The 17,644-nt window shown below is 65.1% G+C and carries 14 protein-coding genes; 1 reads left to right on the top strand and 13 read right to left on the bottom strand.

Translation table 11 applies throughout. The features are described 5' to 3' along the window. Positions 1-2: 2 nt before the first annotated feature. From NATOC_RS02720 to NATOC_RS02700, 5 genes are all read right to left on the bottom strand, one after another. Positions 3-1,343 (bottom strand): ABC transporter ATP-binding protein, encoded by a 1,341-nt coding sequence (locus NATOC_RS02720; RefSeq protein ID WP_015319883.1) that lies wholly within the window; start codon positions 1,341-1,343, stop codon positions 3-5. Beyond that, positions 1,340-2,695, bottom strand: coding sequence for an ABC transporter ATP-binding protein (locus NATOC_RS02715; protein ID WP_015319882.1), 1,356 nt, complete (start codon positions 2,693-2,695; stop codon positions 1,340-1,342). The genes NATOC_RS02720 and NATOC_RS02715 overlap by 4 nt, the downstream gene beginning before the upstream one ends. Then, a complete protein-coding gene (locus tag NATOC_RS02710; protein WP_015319881.1) occupies positions 2,695-4,428 on the bottom strand; it encodes an ABC transporter permease in 1,734 nt (577 codons plus the stop codon). Before NATOC_RS02710 ends, NATOC_RS02715 begins: the two co-directional genes overlap by 1 nt. After that, entirely contained in the window at positions 4,425-5,483 is a 1,059-nt protein-coding gene (locus NATOC_RS02705; protein ID WP_015319880.1) for an ABC transporter permease, read from the bottom strand. Before NATOC_RS02705 ends, NATOC_RS02710 begins: the two co-directional genes overlap by 4 nt. Positions 5,484-5,613: 130 nt before the next feature. Next, positions 5,614-7,407 carry an ABC transporter substrate-binding protein gene (locus tag NATOC_RS02700; RefSeq protein ID WP_015319879.1) on the bottom strand — a complete coding sequence of 598 codons (1,794 nt, stop codon included), beginning with the start codon at positions 7,405-7,407 and terminating at the stop codon, positions 5,614-5,616. A 168-nt stretch (positions 7,408-7,575) separates the two neighbouring features. On the opposite strand from NATOC_RS02700, the gene NATOC_RS02695 reads away from it, so the two are divergent. Beyond that, positions 7,576-8,445: a hypothetical protein gene (locus NATOC_RS02695; RefSeq protein ID WP_015319878.1), complete on the top strand. Its 870-nt coding sequence runs from the start codon at positions 7,576-7,578 to the stop codon at positions 8,443-8,445. A gap of 51 nt (positions 8,446-8,496) precedes the next feature. On the opposite strand, the gene NATOC_RS02690 is transcribed toward NATOC_RS02695, so the two are convergent. The 8 genes from NATOC_RS02690 to coaBC all read right to left on the bottom strand — a co-directional run bounded on the left by NATOC_RS02690 (position 8,497) and on the right by coaBC (position 17,644). Further along, the gene (locus tag NATOC_RS02690; protein ID WP_015319877.1) at positions 8,497-9,039 is read right to left on the bottom strand and encodes a hypothetical protein; all 543 of its coding nucleotides are present in this window, start codon (positions 9,037-9,039) and stop codon (positions 8,497-8,499) included. Positions 9,040-9,078: 39 nt separating this feature from the next. Continuing rightward, positions 9,079-10,455 (bottom strand): ABC transporter ATP-binding protein, encoded by a 1,377-nt coding sequence (locus NATOC_RS02685; protein ID WP_015319876.1) that lies wholly within the window; start codon positions 10,453-10,455, stop codon positions 9,079-9,081. Next, a complete protein-coding gene (locus NATOC_RS02680; protein ID WP_015319875.1) occupies positions 10,452-11,537 on the bottom strand; it encodes an ABC transporter ATP-binding protein in 1,086 nt (361 codons plus the stop codon). Before NATOC_RS02680 ends, NATOC_RS02685 begins: the two co-directional genes overlap by 4 nt. A gap of 1 nt (position 11,538) precedes the next feature. Further along, entirely contained in the window at positions 11,539-12,588 is a 1,050-nt protein-coding gene (locus NATOC_RS02675) for an ABC transporter permease (RefSeq protein ID WP_015319874.1), read from the bottom strand. Further along, positions 12,581-13,537, bottom strand: coding sequence for an ABC transporter permease (locus NATOC_RS02670; protein WP_015319873.1), 957 nt, complete (start codon positions 13,535-13,537; stop codon positions 12,581-12,583). The genes NATOC_RS02675 and NATOC_RS02670 overlap by 8 nt, the downstream gene beginning before the upstream one ends. Positions 13,538-13,582: 45 nt before the next feature. Next, positions 13,583-15,520, bottom strand: coding sequence for an ABC transporter substrate-binding protein (locus NATOC_RS02665; protein WP_015319872.1), 1,938 nt, complete (start codon positions 15,518-15,520; stop codon positions 13,583-13,585). Between the two features lie 202 nt (positions 15,521-15,722). After that, positions 15,723-16,289 carry a hypoxanthine/guanine phosphoribosyltransferase gene (hpt, locus tag NATOC_RS02660; RefSeq protein ID WP_015319871.1) on the bottom strand — a complete coding sequence of 189 codons (567 nt, stop codon included), beginning with the start codon at positions 16,287-16,289 and terminating at the stop codon, positions 15,723-15,725. 152 nt (positions 16,290-16,441) lie between these two features. Continuing rightward, positions 16,442-17,644: a bifunctional phosphopantothenoylcysteine decarboxylase/phosphopantothenate--cysteine ligase CoaBC gene (gene coaBC, locus NATOC_RS02655; RefSeq protein WP_015319870.1), complete on the bottom strand. Its 1,203-nt coding sequence runs from the start codon at positions 17,642-17,644 to the stop codon at positions 16,442-16,444.

Here is a 17,644-nt window from a genome sequence, read left to right as displayed (position 1 = left end):
CGTCACCGGTGGCGGCGATCGAGGACGGCCTCGGGATCCCGGTACTCCTCGGTGTGGCGGTGGCAGTAGCTGCGGTGACCGCCCTCGCCCGTCGAGTGGTACGCCGGCGTCTCGGCCTCGCAGGCGGCGCCGAACGCCTCGTGGTAGACGGTGATCGCGTCCTCCTCGTCGTGGTTTCGGGCGTGGGTTTCGATCTCGTCGAGCGTGGACTGTACGTCGGGGGGGATCTCGAGATCGCCGAACAGGTCCTCGTACATTTCGTCGATCGATCCGAAACGGGTGTCCTTCCCGACCGCGGCGCGAACGCGCTCGCGAACCGAGAGCTCGGCCCGCTGGCGCTCGTTGAGCGTGTTCTTCAGCGCGTTCAGCCGCGTCCACAGCTCGTCGTCGAGATCCCGGTACTCCTCGGGGCGGATCCGGGCGGGACAGCGGGTGCTGAACGGACATCCAGAGGGTGGATACCGCGGGTTCGGCGGCGTCCCGTGGAGCGTGATTCGCTCGCGATCGCTCGTCGGATCGGGTTCGGGGATCGCCGACAGCAGGGAGTGAGTGTAGGGGTTCGAGGGATTCGCGAACAGCTCCTCGGTCGGACCGATCTCCATAACGTTTCCGAGGTACATCACGGCGACCCGGTCGCAGATATGTCTGACAACCGAGAGGTCGTGGGCGATAAAGAGGTAGGTCAGGCCGAACTCCTCCTGGAGGTCCTCGAGCAGGTTGATGATCTCGGCCTGAACCGAGACGTCGAGCGCCGAAACGGGCTCGTCGAGAACGACGAAGTCGGGCTCGAGCGACAGCGTTCGGGCGATGCTGATCCGCTGACGTTGCCCCCCGGAGAACTGGTGGGGGTAGCGGTAGTAGTGTTCGCGCTGGAGGCCGACGGTCGCGAGCAGTTCCTTGACCCGCTGGCGCCGCTCGCGGGGCGTCTTCCAGTCGTGGACGTCGAGCGGTTCGCGAACGATCTCGCCGATCGTCATCCGATCGTTGAGGCTCGATTCGGGGTCCTGGAACACCATCTGGGCGTTCCGGCGCCACTCGTGGAGCTCGTCGCCGCTAAGCGTCGTGACGTCAGTCCCGTCGAACAGAACGTCGCCCGCAGTCGCCTCCTCGAGCTGGAGCAGCGTCCGGCCGAGCGTCGTCTTCCCGCAGCCGGACTCGCCGACCAGTCCCAGCGTCTCGCCGCGACGGACGTCGAAGCTGACGCCGTCGACGGCCTTGACCGGCGTCCCGCCGAACAGTCCGCCGTCATCGTAGTAGGTCTTGAGTTCCCGGACGGAGATCAGCGTCTCCTCGTCGCTTCCGGTCGGTGCGTCGGTCTCCGATCGAATCGCTTCCTGGCTCATTCGGTATCGCCTCGAGTTTCGGCGTCGGTTCGTCGCTGGTGTCTGGCGACCGCCTCCTCGGTCGGCAGCTCCTCGGGGTAAAGCAGACAGGCCGCGGTGTGGTCGGTCGCTCCCTCCTCGACGGGGACGGAGACGGGATGGACCGCCTCGCAGTCCTCGAACGCCTTCGGACAGCGCGGCGCGAACCGACAGGACGTCGCCGGCTGATTGGGCGTCGGCACGTTCCCCTCGATCGTCTGCAGTCGATCACCCTCCTGTCGGCCCGGGATCGACTGCAACAGCCCCTGGGTGTAGGGGTGTCTCGGATCCGCGAACAGGTCGTGGACGCCCGCAGTCTCGACGATCTCGCCGGCGTACATGACGTTCACGCGGTGGCTGATCTCCGCGATGACGCCCATGTCGTGGGTGATAAACATCATCGCGAGATCTCGCTTCTCCTGTAGTTCCGCGAGTAGATCGAGAATCTGGGCCTGGATCGTCACGTCGAGTGCCGTCGTCGGCTCGTCACAGATCAACAGCTCCGGATCGCAGGCCAGCGCCATCGCGATCACCGCCCGCTGGCGCATCCCGCCCGAGAACTGATGGGGGTACTCGTTGACCCGCCGTCTGGCGTCCGGGATGCCAACGTCCTCGAGCAGCTCGGCGGCCTCCCGCGTCGCGGCCTCGCCGCGCAGTCCCTGATGCAGACGGAGCGCTTCCTTGATCTGGTTGCCGACCGTGTAGACGGGGTTGAGGCTCGTTAGCGGATCCTGGAACACCATCGCGATCCGCCCACCGCGCATGCGTCGCTGTGACTCGCCGCTGAGTCGCGTGAGCTCGACGAACCCCTCCGCGATCGAGGACGGCGACGCCGGGGAGCCGTCCGTAACGAACACGCAGTCGTCGCCGTCGACGCCGAGGACGTCGCCGTAGCCGGCGGCCACGACGTCCTCGAGGGGAACCTCGTTGGCTCGCTCGTGTCCGAGGTCCGTCGGTTCGACGTCGACGTCCGACCGGTCGAACAGCTCGACCGGGTCGTACTCGGCTCGCAGCGACTCGAGGTCGACGGTCCGGTCGGGGAACGCCTCGGCGTACTCCCGGACGGTCTCGAGATGAGAGAACCGGATGCTGCTCCCGTCGAGAACGCGACCGGGCGAGTCGACCAGCCCCATGATCGAGCGGGCGGTGACGCTCTTGCCCGAACCGCTCTCGCCGACGATCCCGACGGTCTCTCCTGGTCGAATAGCGAAGCCGACGTCGTCGACGGCTCGGATCGTCTCCTTCTCGGTGAAGAAGGCGGTCTGCAGGTTCCGGACCTCGAGGATCGGCTCTCCGCGCTCGGAGGTCTCCGTGGCGGACTGTTCGAGGGACATCAGCCACCACCTCCGGCTGCCGCGGCACCGGTGTCGTCCGTGTTGGCGTCGCCGGCTGCGGTCTCGGGATCGATCGCGTCGCGAAGCCCGTCACCGAGCGCGTTAAAGGCAGTGACAACGAGGACGATCATCAGTCCCGGGATCGTCGCGACGTGCCACGACGACGTCGAGACGTACGCCTCGCCGTCGCTGATGAGCCGCCCCCACTCGGGAGTGGGTGCGTTGATACCCAGGCCGAGGAACGAGAGAGCGGCGGTGAAGATGATAACGCCGCCGAGCAGCAGCGAGCCGTAGATCATGATGTATCCGGCGATGTACGGAGCCATGTGCTTACGCATTGTGTTCGCCGGCGTCTGGCCGTAGCTCTTGGCGGCGTCGACCCACTCCTCCTCGGCGACCTGGAGTGAGGGCCCCCGTATCGAGCGCCACATCCCGGGCCAGTAGACGAACGCGAAGATCAACCCGAGGAGCACACCCCCGTTGAGCGGCTCCGCGAGGACGTGATCACCCTGATCGAAGATCACCGACAGCATCATCACCAGCAGGAACGCCGGGATCGAGATGATCGTGTCGCTTGCGACCACGGTCAGGACGTCGACGGCACCCTTGTAGTAGGCGGTCAGCAGCGACATCGTGACCGCGATCAGTCCGCCCAGACCGATCGCCAGCAGCCCGATCACGAGCGAGGTCTGGGCCCCGTAGGCGACGTGTGTGAGCAAGTCCTGTCCGTTCGGCGTGGTGCCAAACGGTGCCCAGCGATCGTAGTCGTCGTAGCTCATCGGCCCGATCGTGTTCTGTCCGTCGGACTGGCTGCCGAGGTTCGCGTCCCCGACCGTCGTCGTGGCGACCTCGCCGTCCTCGAGGTACTGTACCTCGTAGGAGTACGGCGAGTAGATGTTTTGCTCGGCCGTGGCCGGGCTTACGGCTGGTGCCCAGAGAGCAGTGACGATGAACAACACTACGACGAGCAGACCGAACAGTCCCCAGTAGTGGTTCCGGAACCGGGCGAACGTGTCGTCCCGGGGCGTCCAGTCGGCCTGGCGGTAGTGATCGCGGAAGACGTTGTACCCCTTCCAGACCCAGGCGAGGACGGCGAAGGCATAGCCGTAGACGAGCAGGACCCGAATGCCCCACGCGACTGCGGGCGAGAGTCCGAGGAAGGTTCCGTCCCACCCGCCGTCGGGCGTTCGGTGGCCCTGATTCGAGATGAGTTCGTGGCTGGTCAGCGACGGAAGCGACGACAGCAGGTCGACGGGGGTGACGACGGCGGTTCTGAGGAGTCCCCCGATCGGCGTAAACAGGAGCGCGACCAGCACGACCGCCAGGAGGACCGTCACGCCGAGCTGCTCGAGGACGGCCCGCGTTCGTGGCGTCCCGACGTCGAACCGGTCCCTGAGACTCCAGGGAACGAGTCGGAGCAACACGGCGGCGATCCCGAACAGCAACAGCAGCGTTACCGCGTCGTTAACGAGGTAGCCGACCAGCGGCGTCGTCGCGTCGGCGACGTTGCCGGCGATCCAGCCGGGGATCGCGGCGATCATGTCGAACACGAACTCGATAGCCGACCCGATCCCCGTCAGCCAGCCGGCGAGACGTCCCAGTTCGAGCGCGACAAGCACCGCGGCTCCGGCCAGCCAGTACAGGGCCGGGCCCGGGTTCTCCACGACCCGTTCGCGAAGCAGCGTCTCTTCGGGATCCGATTCACTCGCGTCGGTCGTAGCTCTCGTGTTCATCGTTCGTACCCCACTCGCGGATCGATGATCGTGTACAGGAAGTCCTGCAGGATGTTCAGGAAGATGATGATCAGCGTGAAGATAAACAGCAACGCACCGGCAAGCGGCAGATCACCCTGGATCATCGCGAGGAAGAAGATCCTGCCGAGACCGTTGATGTTGAAGATCGATTCGACGATGACCGAGCCGCCGATCAGCAGGAACGCCTCGTTGGTGATGACCGGCACCAGCGGGATTAGCGCGTTCCTGAAGACGTGTTTCCAGACGATAGCCCGCTCTTTGAGCCCCTTCGCTCTGGCAGTCTCGACGAAGTTCGAGTTGATCGTCTCGAGGATCGCCGTCCGCCCGATACGTAACTCGGCCGCCATCGACGCGGAGCCAAGCACCAGCGCGGGCGGCAGGATGAGTTTGATGTCGACGGCGAGTGCCCCCCAGTCGACTCCGGTCGGATACGGAACGGGACCGACCAGGTTCGACCAGGAGAGGAAGGCGAGATCCGGCGTTCCGGTGATACTCCTGATCTCCGGCCCGAACGTATACCAGTCGAAGCCGAACCAGCCGCCACCCTGGGTCTGGCGCAACACGGCAAGCAGGATGATACACAGCCAGAAGTTCGGCATCGCCTGCCAGAGGATGCCACTGACCGAGGCGGTGTAGTCACCCCAGCTGTTCGGCCGAAGCCCCGCGTAGAACCCCAGCGGGATGCCGATAAACAGCGGGAGCAGGATCGCCCAGAAGCCCAGCCAGAGCGTCGGTGGCCCCGAGTTTATCACGATCGACGAGACATCCCAGCCGGCGAACACGACCCAGGACTGGCCCAGATCGAGAACCAGGAAGTCGGTGACGAAGTCGACGTACTGCTCCCAGAGCGGATCGTTGAGACCGAGTCGCTCGCGCATTCGCTCGGCTTCCGCCCCGGTCGCTTCTGGACCGAGCCTGGCGGCGACCGGATCGACCGGACCCATCCGCAACAGCGCGAAGATGAACGTCAACACCAGGAACAGGACGGGGATCGACAACAGAAGCCGTCTAACGAAGTATCCCCACCGACTCATGAGACACCACGAACAATCCGAGACACGTTTCGAAGATAGTCGCCCATACTTACATCAATAATTGCCCAACTAAGGGTATCTAAACATTTCGCTTCGAAATATCGGAGTACCGACGGCTGTGGCCGAGCCGTCAGGCCTGTTCGTCCAGGTTCGCCTGCCAGTCCAGGTAGTAGCCGGTCGCGTCGGTCGGCATCTCGGAGGTGTCGGTGTTTTTCGGTTCGAACCCGAAGTGACCGTACGCGACGTCCGGCCAGCTCCAGACCCAACCCAGCGAGTACATCTCGAGGTCACCGTCCTCGCCGCGGTCCTGCAGCGTCGAGAACTGCGTCTCGTTGTTGGTGATCTCGAGTGGCAGATCGCCGAGCTTCTGTCGAATCAGTTCGGCCATCTCGCCGTACTCGGGAGCGGACTCGTAGGTCGAGGCCGTCAGCTCGAAGGGGTCGTCCTCCGTGTACTCCGTCTCGTCGAGGACGTCCTGGGCACCTTCGATGTCGGTCTCGTTGGCGCCGTAGGGCCACTCGTCGACCCAGTCGTCGTAGCCGTCGTCGCCGGTCGGCCACATCCGGGGTGGCGTGAAGCTAAAGGCCTCGAATCCGCGTTCCTCGAGGATGTCCTCGATGAGCTCCTCGTGATCGACGACGTACGCGATCGCCTGCCGGACGGGACGAGGGACGTTCGTGACGTTAAAGGCGAAGTAGTAGGTCCCGAGTTCGGGAACCGCGAGGTAGTTGGCTTCCTCGTCGTTCTCGAACGGACCGTAGGTCCCGACCTCGCGGCCCATGTCGTCCTCTTCGGCGTCGATCAGGTCCGCGTCGTACTGGGAGGTGGGGATCTGGCTGTTCTCGAAGACGTCGGCGTTCCCCTCCATGACGTAAGTGAACATGGATTCGGGGTCTTCGTTGATCTCCCAGTGGACCGCCTCGACGCTCGGAACGGTGCCGTGGTAGTCGTCGTTACGAACGACCCGCATCTCCTCGCCGACATTGAACTCGTCGTACTCGAAGGGACCGGTCCCGTTTGCCATCTCGGTCTGGAACTCGTCGTGGTCGACCTCGCCGTCGTACCCCTCGACGTCGCCGACGATCCCCTCCGGAACGATCGCGAACCCGTCGTAAGTCAGAATGTCGAGCACCGCCGGGTTCGGCTCGCGAAGCGTCAGTTCGACGGTCCGATCGTCGACGGCCTCGACGCCCAGGGAGTCCGGTTCGACGCCGCCGTCATCGGTCTCCTCGTACTCGATTCCAAGCCCGTCGGGTGTCCCGAGGATGAAGTTCGCCCGTTCGCTGTACTCGGACTCGGCCAGCCGCCGGAACGAGTAGACGACGTCGTCCGCCGTCAGCTCCTCGCCGCCGTGGAACTGGACCCCCTCCTGGAGGGTGAACGTCCAGACCAGGCTGTCCTCGGACGTTTCGACGTCCTCGATGAGCTGGTTTTCGACCTCGGCGACGCCGTTCGGGTAGTGAGTTAGGGTCTCGTACAGCTGGTTGATAACCGTTCCCGACGCGGTGTCGGTCGACATGATCGGATCCAGCTCGTCGAACGTGCTGTTGAGAAGGTTCAGCTCGTCGTCACCGTCGATCTCGACCTCGTTGTACTGCTGGTGGTGGCTACCGAGCGCACCCAGCTCCGGAATGTCGACGTAGTCGTACCACCAGCGCTCGCCCTTGCTGTGGTACAGCGGGAGCAACACCATGTCGTCCCTGACGGCCTCCTCGATCTCGATGTAGGCATCGTTCCGGGTGTCTTCCTCGTCCGGCCCAGGGTTCTCGACGACGGTCTCCCAGGCAGCCTGTGCCTTGTCGGCGTGCTCGGCGACTTCGTGATCCCCACCGTCGACCTCATCGTCGTCGCCCCCGTCTCCATCGAGCAGAGCAGAACAGCCCGCGAGCCCCACGGTGGCGCTTCCCCCGAGAAGCCCCAGCATCTTCCGACGCGACCGATCTACACCTTGACCATCCGAACTATCGGACATGAAAAACTGTTACAAAATGCTATTGTATATATCTGTCGGCATTAGATCGACCGTATTTTATGTCGCTTCTGAAACGGAGAAGCCTCCCCGTTTTTGACCGCCCCGTCACAACCGAGAGCTATGAGAGAGTCGATCCGGGAGACGCTCGATCGCGTCCGAAAGCCGGCCTACACCGGCGAGAACCGCTGCCTGCCGTGTACAGCCGTCAACGTCGCCCTCGCTGCGGCGGGGAGCGTCGTCGTCGGAAAGGTCTCGCGGGCGGGCGGCGTCGCCGCGTTCGCGGGATCGCTCGCGGCGATCGGACTGCGGGGGTATCTCGTTCCCGGAACGCCGACGCTAACGAAGCGGTATCTGCCGGCGGCCGTCCTCGAGCGGTTCGACACCCACCCGCTCGAGGACGGCGACGACCGGGAAGCGACGACCGAGACGATCGCGGAGTACGAGCGCCAGCGCGAGCAGGCGGTCGATCCCGAGCGGTTTCTCCTCGAGGTCGGCGCCGTCGAGCCCCGGGACGGAGACGTCGCGTTCACCGAGGCGCTCGCCGAGCTGATCGACGACCGACTCCGCTCGCTCCCGGACGACCCCCTCGAGCCAGCGCCCGTCGCCGAGCTGTACGGGATCGAGCCCGGCGCGGTCTCGATCGAGGACCGCCCGTACCCCGCCGTAAGGATCGGACGGCGGATCCACAAGTGGCCGTCGACGGCTGCCCTGCGGGCCGACGTCGCGACCCACCGGGCGCTCGCGGAACTGACGGACCGCTGGCACGAGGTTCCCCAGGGCCAGCGGATCGAGCTGCTGGAGGCGCTGCGATCGTTCCACGGAGCGTGTCCGGCCTGTGGCGGCCCGCTCTCGCTGACCGAGGACACCGTCGAGTCCTGTTGTCAGCGCTACGAGGTCCACGCACTGGAGTGTCGGGACTGTGGCCAGCCGCTCCTCGAGTTCGATCCGAACGACGTCGACCACGGCACGGGCGGTGGGTTCCAGCCGTAGCACCGGCGTCCTCGCCCGGCGATCGTGGGACCACCGGAGTTGGGGTCCGGATCAAGCGTCGTCGGCTTCGATGGTAATCGTCGTCTCGTCGTACAGTCCCTTCTTGGCGGCGTCGGCGACGTTCAGCCCGGCGCCGATCGTGTGGGTGCCGGGCTCGGCCGCCTCCCACTCGTCGTCGGCGACGCGAAAGCGCTGGTGCCATCGTTTCGTGAACCGCTTTCGCTCGCCGCGGTCGAACCGGAACCCCTGGGGCTCCGCGGGCGGATCGTGAAGCGATATTTCGGCGGCGTCGGTGAGCCCATCGACGGTCCAGTGCCAGGGGATCGGCGACCGGGTCGTAATCGTGATCGGGAACGGCATCGCGTTTCGCATCGTCACCCGGAAGGGGACGGCGGTGTCGACAGGGTAGGTCGATCGGGGCGTCGAGACGTCGACCGAGATCGCTCGGTGGGAGAGCCACGCCGGAACGAGCCGCCGGCTCAGCCCGGTGCTGTCGATCGACCGCAGCGACTGGGGTTCGGTCTCTCGTTCCCGCGGGGTGAACTGGTCGTCGTCGTCCCGCTGGAGGGCCGAGGACTCGTAGATCCGGCGCATAGCGGAGACAGGGGCGAGGAAAACTAAAGGGTTCTGGGGTCAGTCGTCGGCGACGGCGCCCGCGTCGTCGTCGGTCCGGAACTCGCCCTCGGCGTACCGGTCGTCGTACAGCAGACACGCGATCTCGTGGGTCTCGCCGGTTGGAACCTGGTGGGGGTCGGTGGTCTCGCAAGGCGAGGTGAACGCCTCCTCGAGGCGCTCGCGGGCGGCGTCGAACTCGCCGGCGTGAAGCGCGTCGATACTCTCGCTCAACGCCTGCTCGGCGCTCCGATCGGCGACGGGCTCCGGAAGGCCGAACTCCTCGCGGACCGAGGACGCGAACGCCTCGCGGGAGAGCGCGTTGGGATCGGTCGCCTCGTCATCGACGTCGTCGACGGCGGTGATCGCCCCGAGCTCCTCCGCGCCCCGAACCCGCAGCTTGAAGTCGACGATCGACCGCCAGACGTCCTGTGGCAGGTCGACGTCCTCGGGCGGGATGATGCGGGGACAGCGGGTGTGGAACCGACAGCCCGAGGGCGGGTTCATCGGCGACGGGACGGTTCCTGGCAGGAGGATCTGTTCGCCCTGCCAGAGCGGATCCGGTTCGGGGATCGCCGAGAGCAACGCCTCGGCGTAGGGGTGGTGGGGCGGCGAGAACACCTCCTCGGTCGTCCCGACCTCCGCGAACTCCCCGAGATACATCACGGCGATCCGATCGGAGATATGCTCGACGACGCTCAGGTCGTGGGCGATGAAGATATACGAGAGGCCGAACTCCTCCTGGAGATCCTCGAGCAGGTTGAGGATCTGGGCCTGGACCGAGACGTCGAGCGCCGAGACGGGCTCGTCACAGACGATGATCTCCGGGTCGACCGCCAGCGCGCGGGCGATTCCGATGCGCTGGCGCTGACCCCCGGAGAACTCGTGGGGGTAGCGGTGGGCGTGGCTCTGGCTGAGCCCGACGGTCTCGAGCAGTTCGTAGATCCGTTCGGTTCGGTCCTCACCCTCGGCGATGTCGTGGATGTCCAGTGGCTCGCCGATGATATCCCCGACCGTCAGCCGTGGGTTCAGACTCGAGAACGGATCCTGGAAGATGTACTGGACGTCGGTGCGGAGATCTCGCAGCTCCGAACTCGAGAGCTCGGTGATCTCGACTTCCTCGCGTCGGTCGCCGCCGTCGACCTGCTGGTGGTAGTAGACCGAGCCGTCGGTCGGCTCGAGCAGACGCAACAGCGACCGGCCGAGCGTACTCTTCCCACAGCCCGACTCGCCGACGACGCCCAGCGTCTCACCCTCGTACAGTTCGAGGTCGATCCCGTCAACGGCCTTGACCCAGTTCGTGCGGCCGAGCAGGCCGTCGATGAATCCGCTGCTCGCGTCGTAGTACTTCGTCAGGTTCTCGGCCCGCAGGATCGGCTCCTCGTCCGGCCGGGTCATCGTCGTTCACCCTCCGGGTTCGGCGCGGTCGCGTCGGTACGGGTCTCGTGGCCGTCGCCGACCTCGACGGAATAGTCCAGCCCCTCCTGCAGCTCGCCGGTGTACTCGAGACACGCGGCCGCGCGGTCGGCGTCCGTGCCCGACGCGTCCCGGCCCGTCTCGGGATCAAGCAGCGGCGGCTCGCGCTTGGTGCAGACGTCCTCGGCGTACGGACACCGGGGATGGAAGCTACAGCCAGGCGGGAGCTCGACGAGGTCCGGCATCGTTCCCGGAATCGTCTGTAATCGCTCGCGCTCGTCGCCGACACGGGGGATCGAGCTCATCAGCCCGACCGTGTAGGGATGTTTCGGGTCGTAGTACAGCTCCTCGACGGGCGCCTTCTCGACGGGACTGCCCGCGTACATGACCATCACCCGGTCACAGACCTCGGCGACGACACCAAGGTCGTGGGTGATGAGCTGAATCGCGGTGTCGAACTCGTCGGCGAGTTCCTCGAGCTCCTCCAGGATCTGGGCCTCGATCGTGACGTCGAGCGCCGTCGTCGGCTCGTCACAGAGCAACAGGTCGGGGTCACAGGACAGCGCCATTGCGATCACAGCTCGCTGTTGCATCCCGCCGGAGAACTCGTGAGGGTAGTCGGAGTAGCGCGACTCGGCTTCGGGGATGCCGACGGTGTCGAGCAACTGGATCGTCCGCTCGCGGGCCTCGGCCTCGTCGTAGTCGAGGTGGTGACGGATCGCCTCGGCGATCTGCTCGCCGACGGTGTAGACGGGGTTCAACGCCGTCTGGGCGTCCTGGAAGATCATTGCGATCTCGTTGCCTCGAATCGTCCGGATCTCCTCCTCGCTCATCGCGAGCAAGTCCTCGCCTTTGAACAGGATCTCGCCGCTCTCGATACGACCCGGACTCTCGATGAGCCGCATCAACGAGAGGGCGGTGACGCTCTTTCCGGCGCCGCTTTCGCCGACGACGCCGAACTTCTCGCCGCGCTCGATGCGGTAGGAGAGGTCGTCGACGGCGGTGACGACACCTTCCTGCGTGTAGAACTTCACCGTGAGGTCATTGATTTCGAGTAGTGCCATCTTATCCACCTCCCTGCCCTTCGATACCGGTTTCCTGGGCGTCCAGTGCGTCGTTGACTCCGTCGCCGATCATGTTCATCGCCATCACGAACAGGAAGATCGCCCCGCCGGGGAAGACAGTCGCCCACCAGGGGATCGAACCGCCGGGCCCCTGAATGAGCGTCTCCCGGGTCTGGTCGAGCATCGTTCCCCACTCGGCGGTGCCCGGCGGCATCCCGAGTCCGAGGAAGCCAAGCGCCGCAACGCCGATGACGACGGTCCCGATATTGAGCGTCCCGTAGACGATCATCGGCGGCATCGCGTTCGGGACGATGTGTTTGAAAATCACCGATCGATCGCGGGCACCTAGCGCCTTCGCCGCCATAACGTACTCGTTTTCCTTGATCGTCAGGACCTCGCCGCGGATGAGGCGGGCGTAGGTGATCCAGCCCGGGATCGCGAACGCGGCGACGAGCTGCCAGTAGCCGCCACCGAGCGTAGCGACGATGATCAGCGCCAGGATCAGCCCCGGGAACGCGTAGACGGTGTCGACGATTCGCATCAGGATCTCGTCGGTCCAGCCGCCGTAGTAGCCCGAGATCGCCCCGTATACCAGTCCGAAGGTAGCGCTGAGCCCGACGACGATGAAGCCGATCGAGATACTGTAGCGGCCGCCGTACAGGACCCGCGAGAACAGGTCACGACCGTCGCCGTCGGTCCCCATCGGATGGGAAAGCGACGGCGAGTCGTAGACGCCCGCCGACGAGTCGGGGTTCATGTACATGATCGCCGTCGGATCGTAGGGTGCGATCGAGAACGGTTGGACCGTCATCCCCATCACCGATATCGGGCGAGCGAAGATCGCAAGCAGGGTGAGGACGCCGACCACGAGCAGTCCAATCAGCGCGGAGCGGTTGCGCTTGAACCGTTTCCAGGCCCGTTCGAGCCGGCCCTCGGTTTCGCCGCCACTCTCCTCGGTCCAGTCCGATAGTGGATCGCGCTGCCGGACCTGGTCCGGGTCGAACCCGGTGATTCGGATGCGTCCGCGTTCGGTGTGTTCCTTGCTACTCATATCTGATCCTCGGATCCAGAACCGCGTACAGAATGTCTGCTAGCAGATTCGCCAGGACGATGAACACGCCGGTAAACAGCGTGATCGCCATAATGAGGTTGATCTCGCGCTGGTTGATCGCCTGGATGAGCTCCCGGCCAAGTCCCGGCCAGTTGAACACCATCTCGACGACGACCGAACCGGCGACGATGCTCGCGGTCAGCGTCGCCGCCAGCGTCACCACCGAGATCAGCGAGTTCCGCAGCACGTGTTTGAGGATGACCTGTCGCTCGGGAAGCCCCTTCGCTCGCGCCGCGGTGACGTACTCCTTGTTCAGCTCCTCGGCCATCGAGGTCCGCATCACGCGCATGATACTCGCCGCTGCAGCGGTCCCGATCGTGATCCCCGGGAGGATCAGATAGAACAGCATCTCGGGATGGTACAGCGGCAGGCGCGAGGGCGGTAGCACCGTCCAGATCTCCAGCCAGAGCGCGCCGATCAGGATCAACATCAGGCCGAGCCAGAAGTTCGGGATCGAGATGCCCGACAGCGCGACGAAGCGGCTGACGGTGTCGGCGAGCTGGTCCTTGTTGATGGCCGCGTAGATCCCGGTCGGGATCGCGATCACGAGACCGAACACCCAGCCGAACAGCCCGAGGACGATCGTCTCGGGAAGTCGCGCGATGATAACCGAGGAGACGTCCTGGCCGGAGCTGATGACCTCGCCGAAGTCCCCGGTCAGGACGTTCCCCATCCAGGTCAGATACTGCTCCCAGATCGGGCCGTCGAGCCCGTACCGGGAGCGCATCTGGGCCTCGTCGGCCGCGGTCACGTGGGGGTTGGTCGCGACCATCTGGCTGATCGGATCACCCGGCGTGAGATGCACCAGCGCGAAGGTGATCACCGAGACGCCGAACAGGATCGGAACGATCGACAACAGTCGCTTCAGTATGAAACGTCGTAAACTCATGATGAAATCATTTATCAAACACTGCGAACGGATACCGGTGCGACCTCACTCGAGGTCGTAGTCGTCGATCACTTCTTCGAGTAACTCCGCTGCGGTTTCGGGATCGTACTCGTTGCGGGGCCGGATGTCCTCCTCGAGGGCCTCGGCGTCGGTCGTCCCGTTCTCCTCGGCGAGCTCCGGCAGGTCGGTCCAGGCCGGACGCGCCCAGCCGTTGAGGACGTTGTCGACGATCTCCTCGCGCGGGATGAGATGATTGACCGCCTGGCGGAGCCGTTCGTCGTCCCACGGCTCGACGTGCATCGGGTACTGGATGTACTCGTAGCCGCCGGCCTCGACGCTGTCGATGACGTAGTCGTCGTCCTCCTCGAAGTCGTCGAGGACGTCGGTGGCCAGCCCGTAGGTCATGTCGATCTCGTCGCTCTGGAGCGCGCCGGCGCGGCTCGAGTCGTCGGGGACGATCTCGAACTCGAGTTCGTCGATGACGGGGCCGTCCGGGAACTCCTCGGAGCCGTCGAACCACTCCTTGCTCTCGAGGCCGAGCTCCTCGAGCCAGTAGTCGTCGTTTTTGGTGTACTCGATGTACTGGGTTTCTTCGTACTCGCTGAGCTCGTAGGGGCCGGTCCCGATCGGCTCGTTGCCCGCGTCGGGGTCGAGCTCGCCGCCCTCGAGGTCGGCCTGCTCGAGCGAATGGATGTACAGTCCCGGCAGCTCGCGTTCGGCCTCGGCGTCGGGAATCTGGGCGTAGAGGTTGACGGTGTACTCGTCGACCTCCTCGGCGTACAAAAGCGAGTCGTAGGTCTGGGCCTCCAGATCGGAGTTCTCGTAGCGCTCGGCGGTCGCGACGACGTGTTCGGCCGTGAGCTCCTCGCCGTTGGTGAACTCGATTCCCTCGTGGAGGTCGTACTGGAACTGCATCCCGAAGGTGCCGTCCTCGACGGCCTCGCCGGCCTGTTCGGGCGTGAGGACCCGGACCGTATCGTCCTCGATCGGGCTGTCCTCGGGGTGAGTGACGACGACCTGCTCGTCGGTGTCGAGGACGCCCTCCTCGTCGGCGTCGACCTCGATCATGTACTCCTCGTAGTCGGTCCGGTCGATGTCCTGGCTCTCGACGAGTTCGTAGTCCTCGGCGAGCCACGGGTAGAGGTTCCCCTCGCTGTCGCTGACGACCAGCTGCTCGAAGATCAGCACCTGGACGATCGTCGAGTTCGCGCCGGTCGTGTACGGCGGATCGAACAGCTCGGGGTCCTCGGTGAGGCCGGCCCGGAGGGTGCCACCCTCCTCGAGGTCCGAGAGGTCGGTCTCGTCGGGATGGGCGTCCTCGTCGATCCAGGTGACGACCTCGTCCTGGGGGGCGTAGAGCCCGTATTCGAACGTGCTCTCGGTGAAGGGGTTCTGTCGGAACCCGTGGACGTCGGTGTTCATCACGCCGGCCTGCAGGTCGAAGTGCGTGATCGAGCTGTACCGTTCCTCGGCGAGGTACTCCCAGATCTCGTCGTAGCGCTCGCGTCGCTCCTCGTCGTCGTCGGCGACGTCGATACCGTAGCGAGCGTCGTCCATCATCTGGTCGAGCTCGTCGTCGCTGATCCCGTTTAAGTTACAGCACTGCCCAATGTTGTCGCTGTGGTGAAGCGCCTGGCAGAAGCTCTCGGGGTTGAACGTGCCCGACAGCCCGATACAGGGGACGTAGCCGTTCTCGGCGTAGTCGGGGTCCATCACCCGCTGGGTGTAGTCGTTGAACTCGTAGGTCTCGATTTCGGTCGTGAAGTAGCCCGACTCCTCCAGCGAGTTCGAGATCAGGTCGATCATCTGAACCCGATCGTCGTTGTCGGAGTTGACTTCCAGCCGAACGTGGATCGGCGCGTCCTCGTCGCCGTTGTCCCCGCCCAGACAACCGGCAACCGCTGCGATACTTACCCCACCAGCACCTTGCAGTAATCGTCGCCGATCGACGTCAATGGAAGATTGCTTGTGATCCTGCACCATGATTCTTCATGTGTAAAACACACATATATATGTATTGCTTCACGACAGTGCAATACTTACCCCGTCTAATTCGACGTTATCTCACCGCATGGGCGTCCATAACCGAATCCTATAGGCAACGATCGTTGGAAATGAACTGTTTCCCCTTGAAAGAATAGAGAACGTATCGGGAGTTTCAATCTTCCGAGGACGTTCCTGTCAGTTAATCGCCTTCTTCGTCGACGATGACGACCTCGCCGTCGACGACGTCGACGTTGATCAGCGTCTTGACATCGTAGCCGGCGTCGGCGACCTTGTTCTCACCGCCGGCTTTCTTGATCACCGCGACCGTGTCGATGACCTCGGCGCCGATATCGTCGAGCGCATCGAGGACGGCCGTGAGGGTGCCGCCCGTCGAGAGGACGTCGTCGAGGACGAGGACGCGCTCGCCCTCGCGGACGTCGTTGATGTACATCTCCGACTCCGAGTAGCCGGTCTCCTGGAAGATCGCGACCTCGTCGTCGAGGCCGTACTGGCGCTTGCGGATGACCGTCAGCGGGATGTCGGTCATCAGCGATACCGCCGTCGAGATGTGGATCCCCATCGCCGCGGGCGTGACGATCCGGTCGACGTCCTCGAGGTCGGCCTTCCGGATGATGCGGACGACGATCTCGCGAAGCAGCCCGGGGTCGAGCTTCGGGACGCCGTCGCTGATCGGGTGGACGAAGTAGTGGTAGCCGTCTTTCTCGATGATCGGCGCCTCGAGGAGCGACCGCTTCAACTGGTCCATGTCGTGGGTCAGACGGTGGGCGAGTAAAAGTTGACGATACACGTCGGCTCCGAGACCGAGATCGGGCCGTTTCGGGCCTCTCCGTTCGATATCGACCACTGTGACCGAACCGCACGTCCGAGGACGTCTCGGAGCCGGCGCGAAGCCGACGATCAGGCGACGCCGAACTCGGCCGCGAGCGCGTCGGCGACCTCGACGGCAAGCCCCGTCTTTGAGCCGTCGTAGGTCCGCGCCGCGTCGTCCTCGACCAGCAGCGCCCGGGTCCGCTCTGCCCCCATCACGCTCGCGTCGTTCGCGACCACGAACGCGAGGTCGGCCCGCTCGAGGGTCTCCCTGGCGCGGTCGACCATCGCCTCGTCGTCGCCCGACGTCTCGGTCTTGAAGCCGACGATCGGTAGATCGGGGTGATCCGCGCGGATCTCGTCGATGAGTTTCGGCGTCGGCTCGAGCTCCAGGGTCAGCTCCTGGCCGGAGCGGATCTTCTCCGGACTGGAGTCGAGGGTGTAGTCGCCGATGGCGGCGACCGAGACCAGGGCGTCGGCGTCCTCGCAGGCCGTCGCCGTCGCCGCGAGCATCTCGCGTGCGCTCTCGACCCGGCGAACGTCGATCCCGGGGATTGACTCCCAGTCCGAGCCGCTGCCCGTCTCGAGGGCGTGGGGGCCGACGACGCCGTGGACCAGCGTCACGTCGGCGCCCCGGGCCGCACACGCCTCGGCGACCGCCCGCCCGGTCTTGCCCGACGAGCGATTGGTCAGCACGCGAACAGGGTCGATCGACTCGCTCGTCGCGCCGCTGGTGACGACGACATGGCGGTCCGCGAGCGGACGAGTCCCGGCCGCGCGGGCGGCGCTCGCGGCGATCGCGTCCTCGCTGGCGATCTTGGCTTTCCCCTCCTCGAGCCGGGGTTCGACGAAGTCGACGCCCCACGCCTCAACGGTGTCGATCGCCTCGAGGACGCCGGGGTGGTCGTACATCGGTTCGTGCATCGCGGGGGCGATCACGACCGGCGTGTCGGCGCCCAGCGCCGTCGTCGCGCAGGTCGTCACGGGCGTGTCGTCGACCGCGCCTGCGATCTTGCCGACGGTGTTCGCCGTCGCCGGTGCGATCAGCAAGACGTCGGCCCACCCTTCGTAGCCACAGAGCTCGACGTGCTCGACGCTGCCCGTGATCTCGGTGACGACATCGTTCTCGGTGGCGAACTCGACAGCCCAGGGGTGGATGATCCCTTGAGCGCTGTCGGTCATCACCCCGCGAACCGCGGCGCCGCGGCGCCGCAGTTCGTGGGCCAGTTCGACCGTTTTGACGGCTGCGATCGACCCCGTCACCCCGAGTGCGACGTTGACTCCCTCCAGCAT

Source organism: Natronococcus occultus SP4, from assembly GCF_000328685.1.
GTDB lineage: Archaea > Halobacteriota > Halobacteria > Halobacteriales > Natrialbaceae > Natronococcus > Natronococcus occultus.
This window is presented reverse-complemented; position numbering and strand designations above follow the sequence as displayed.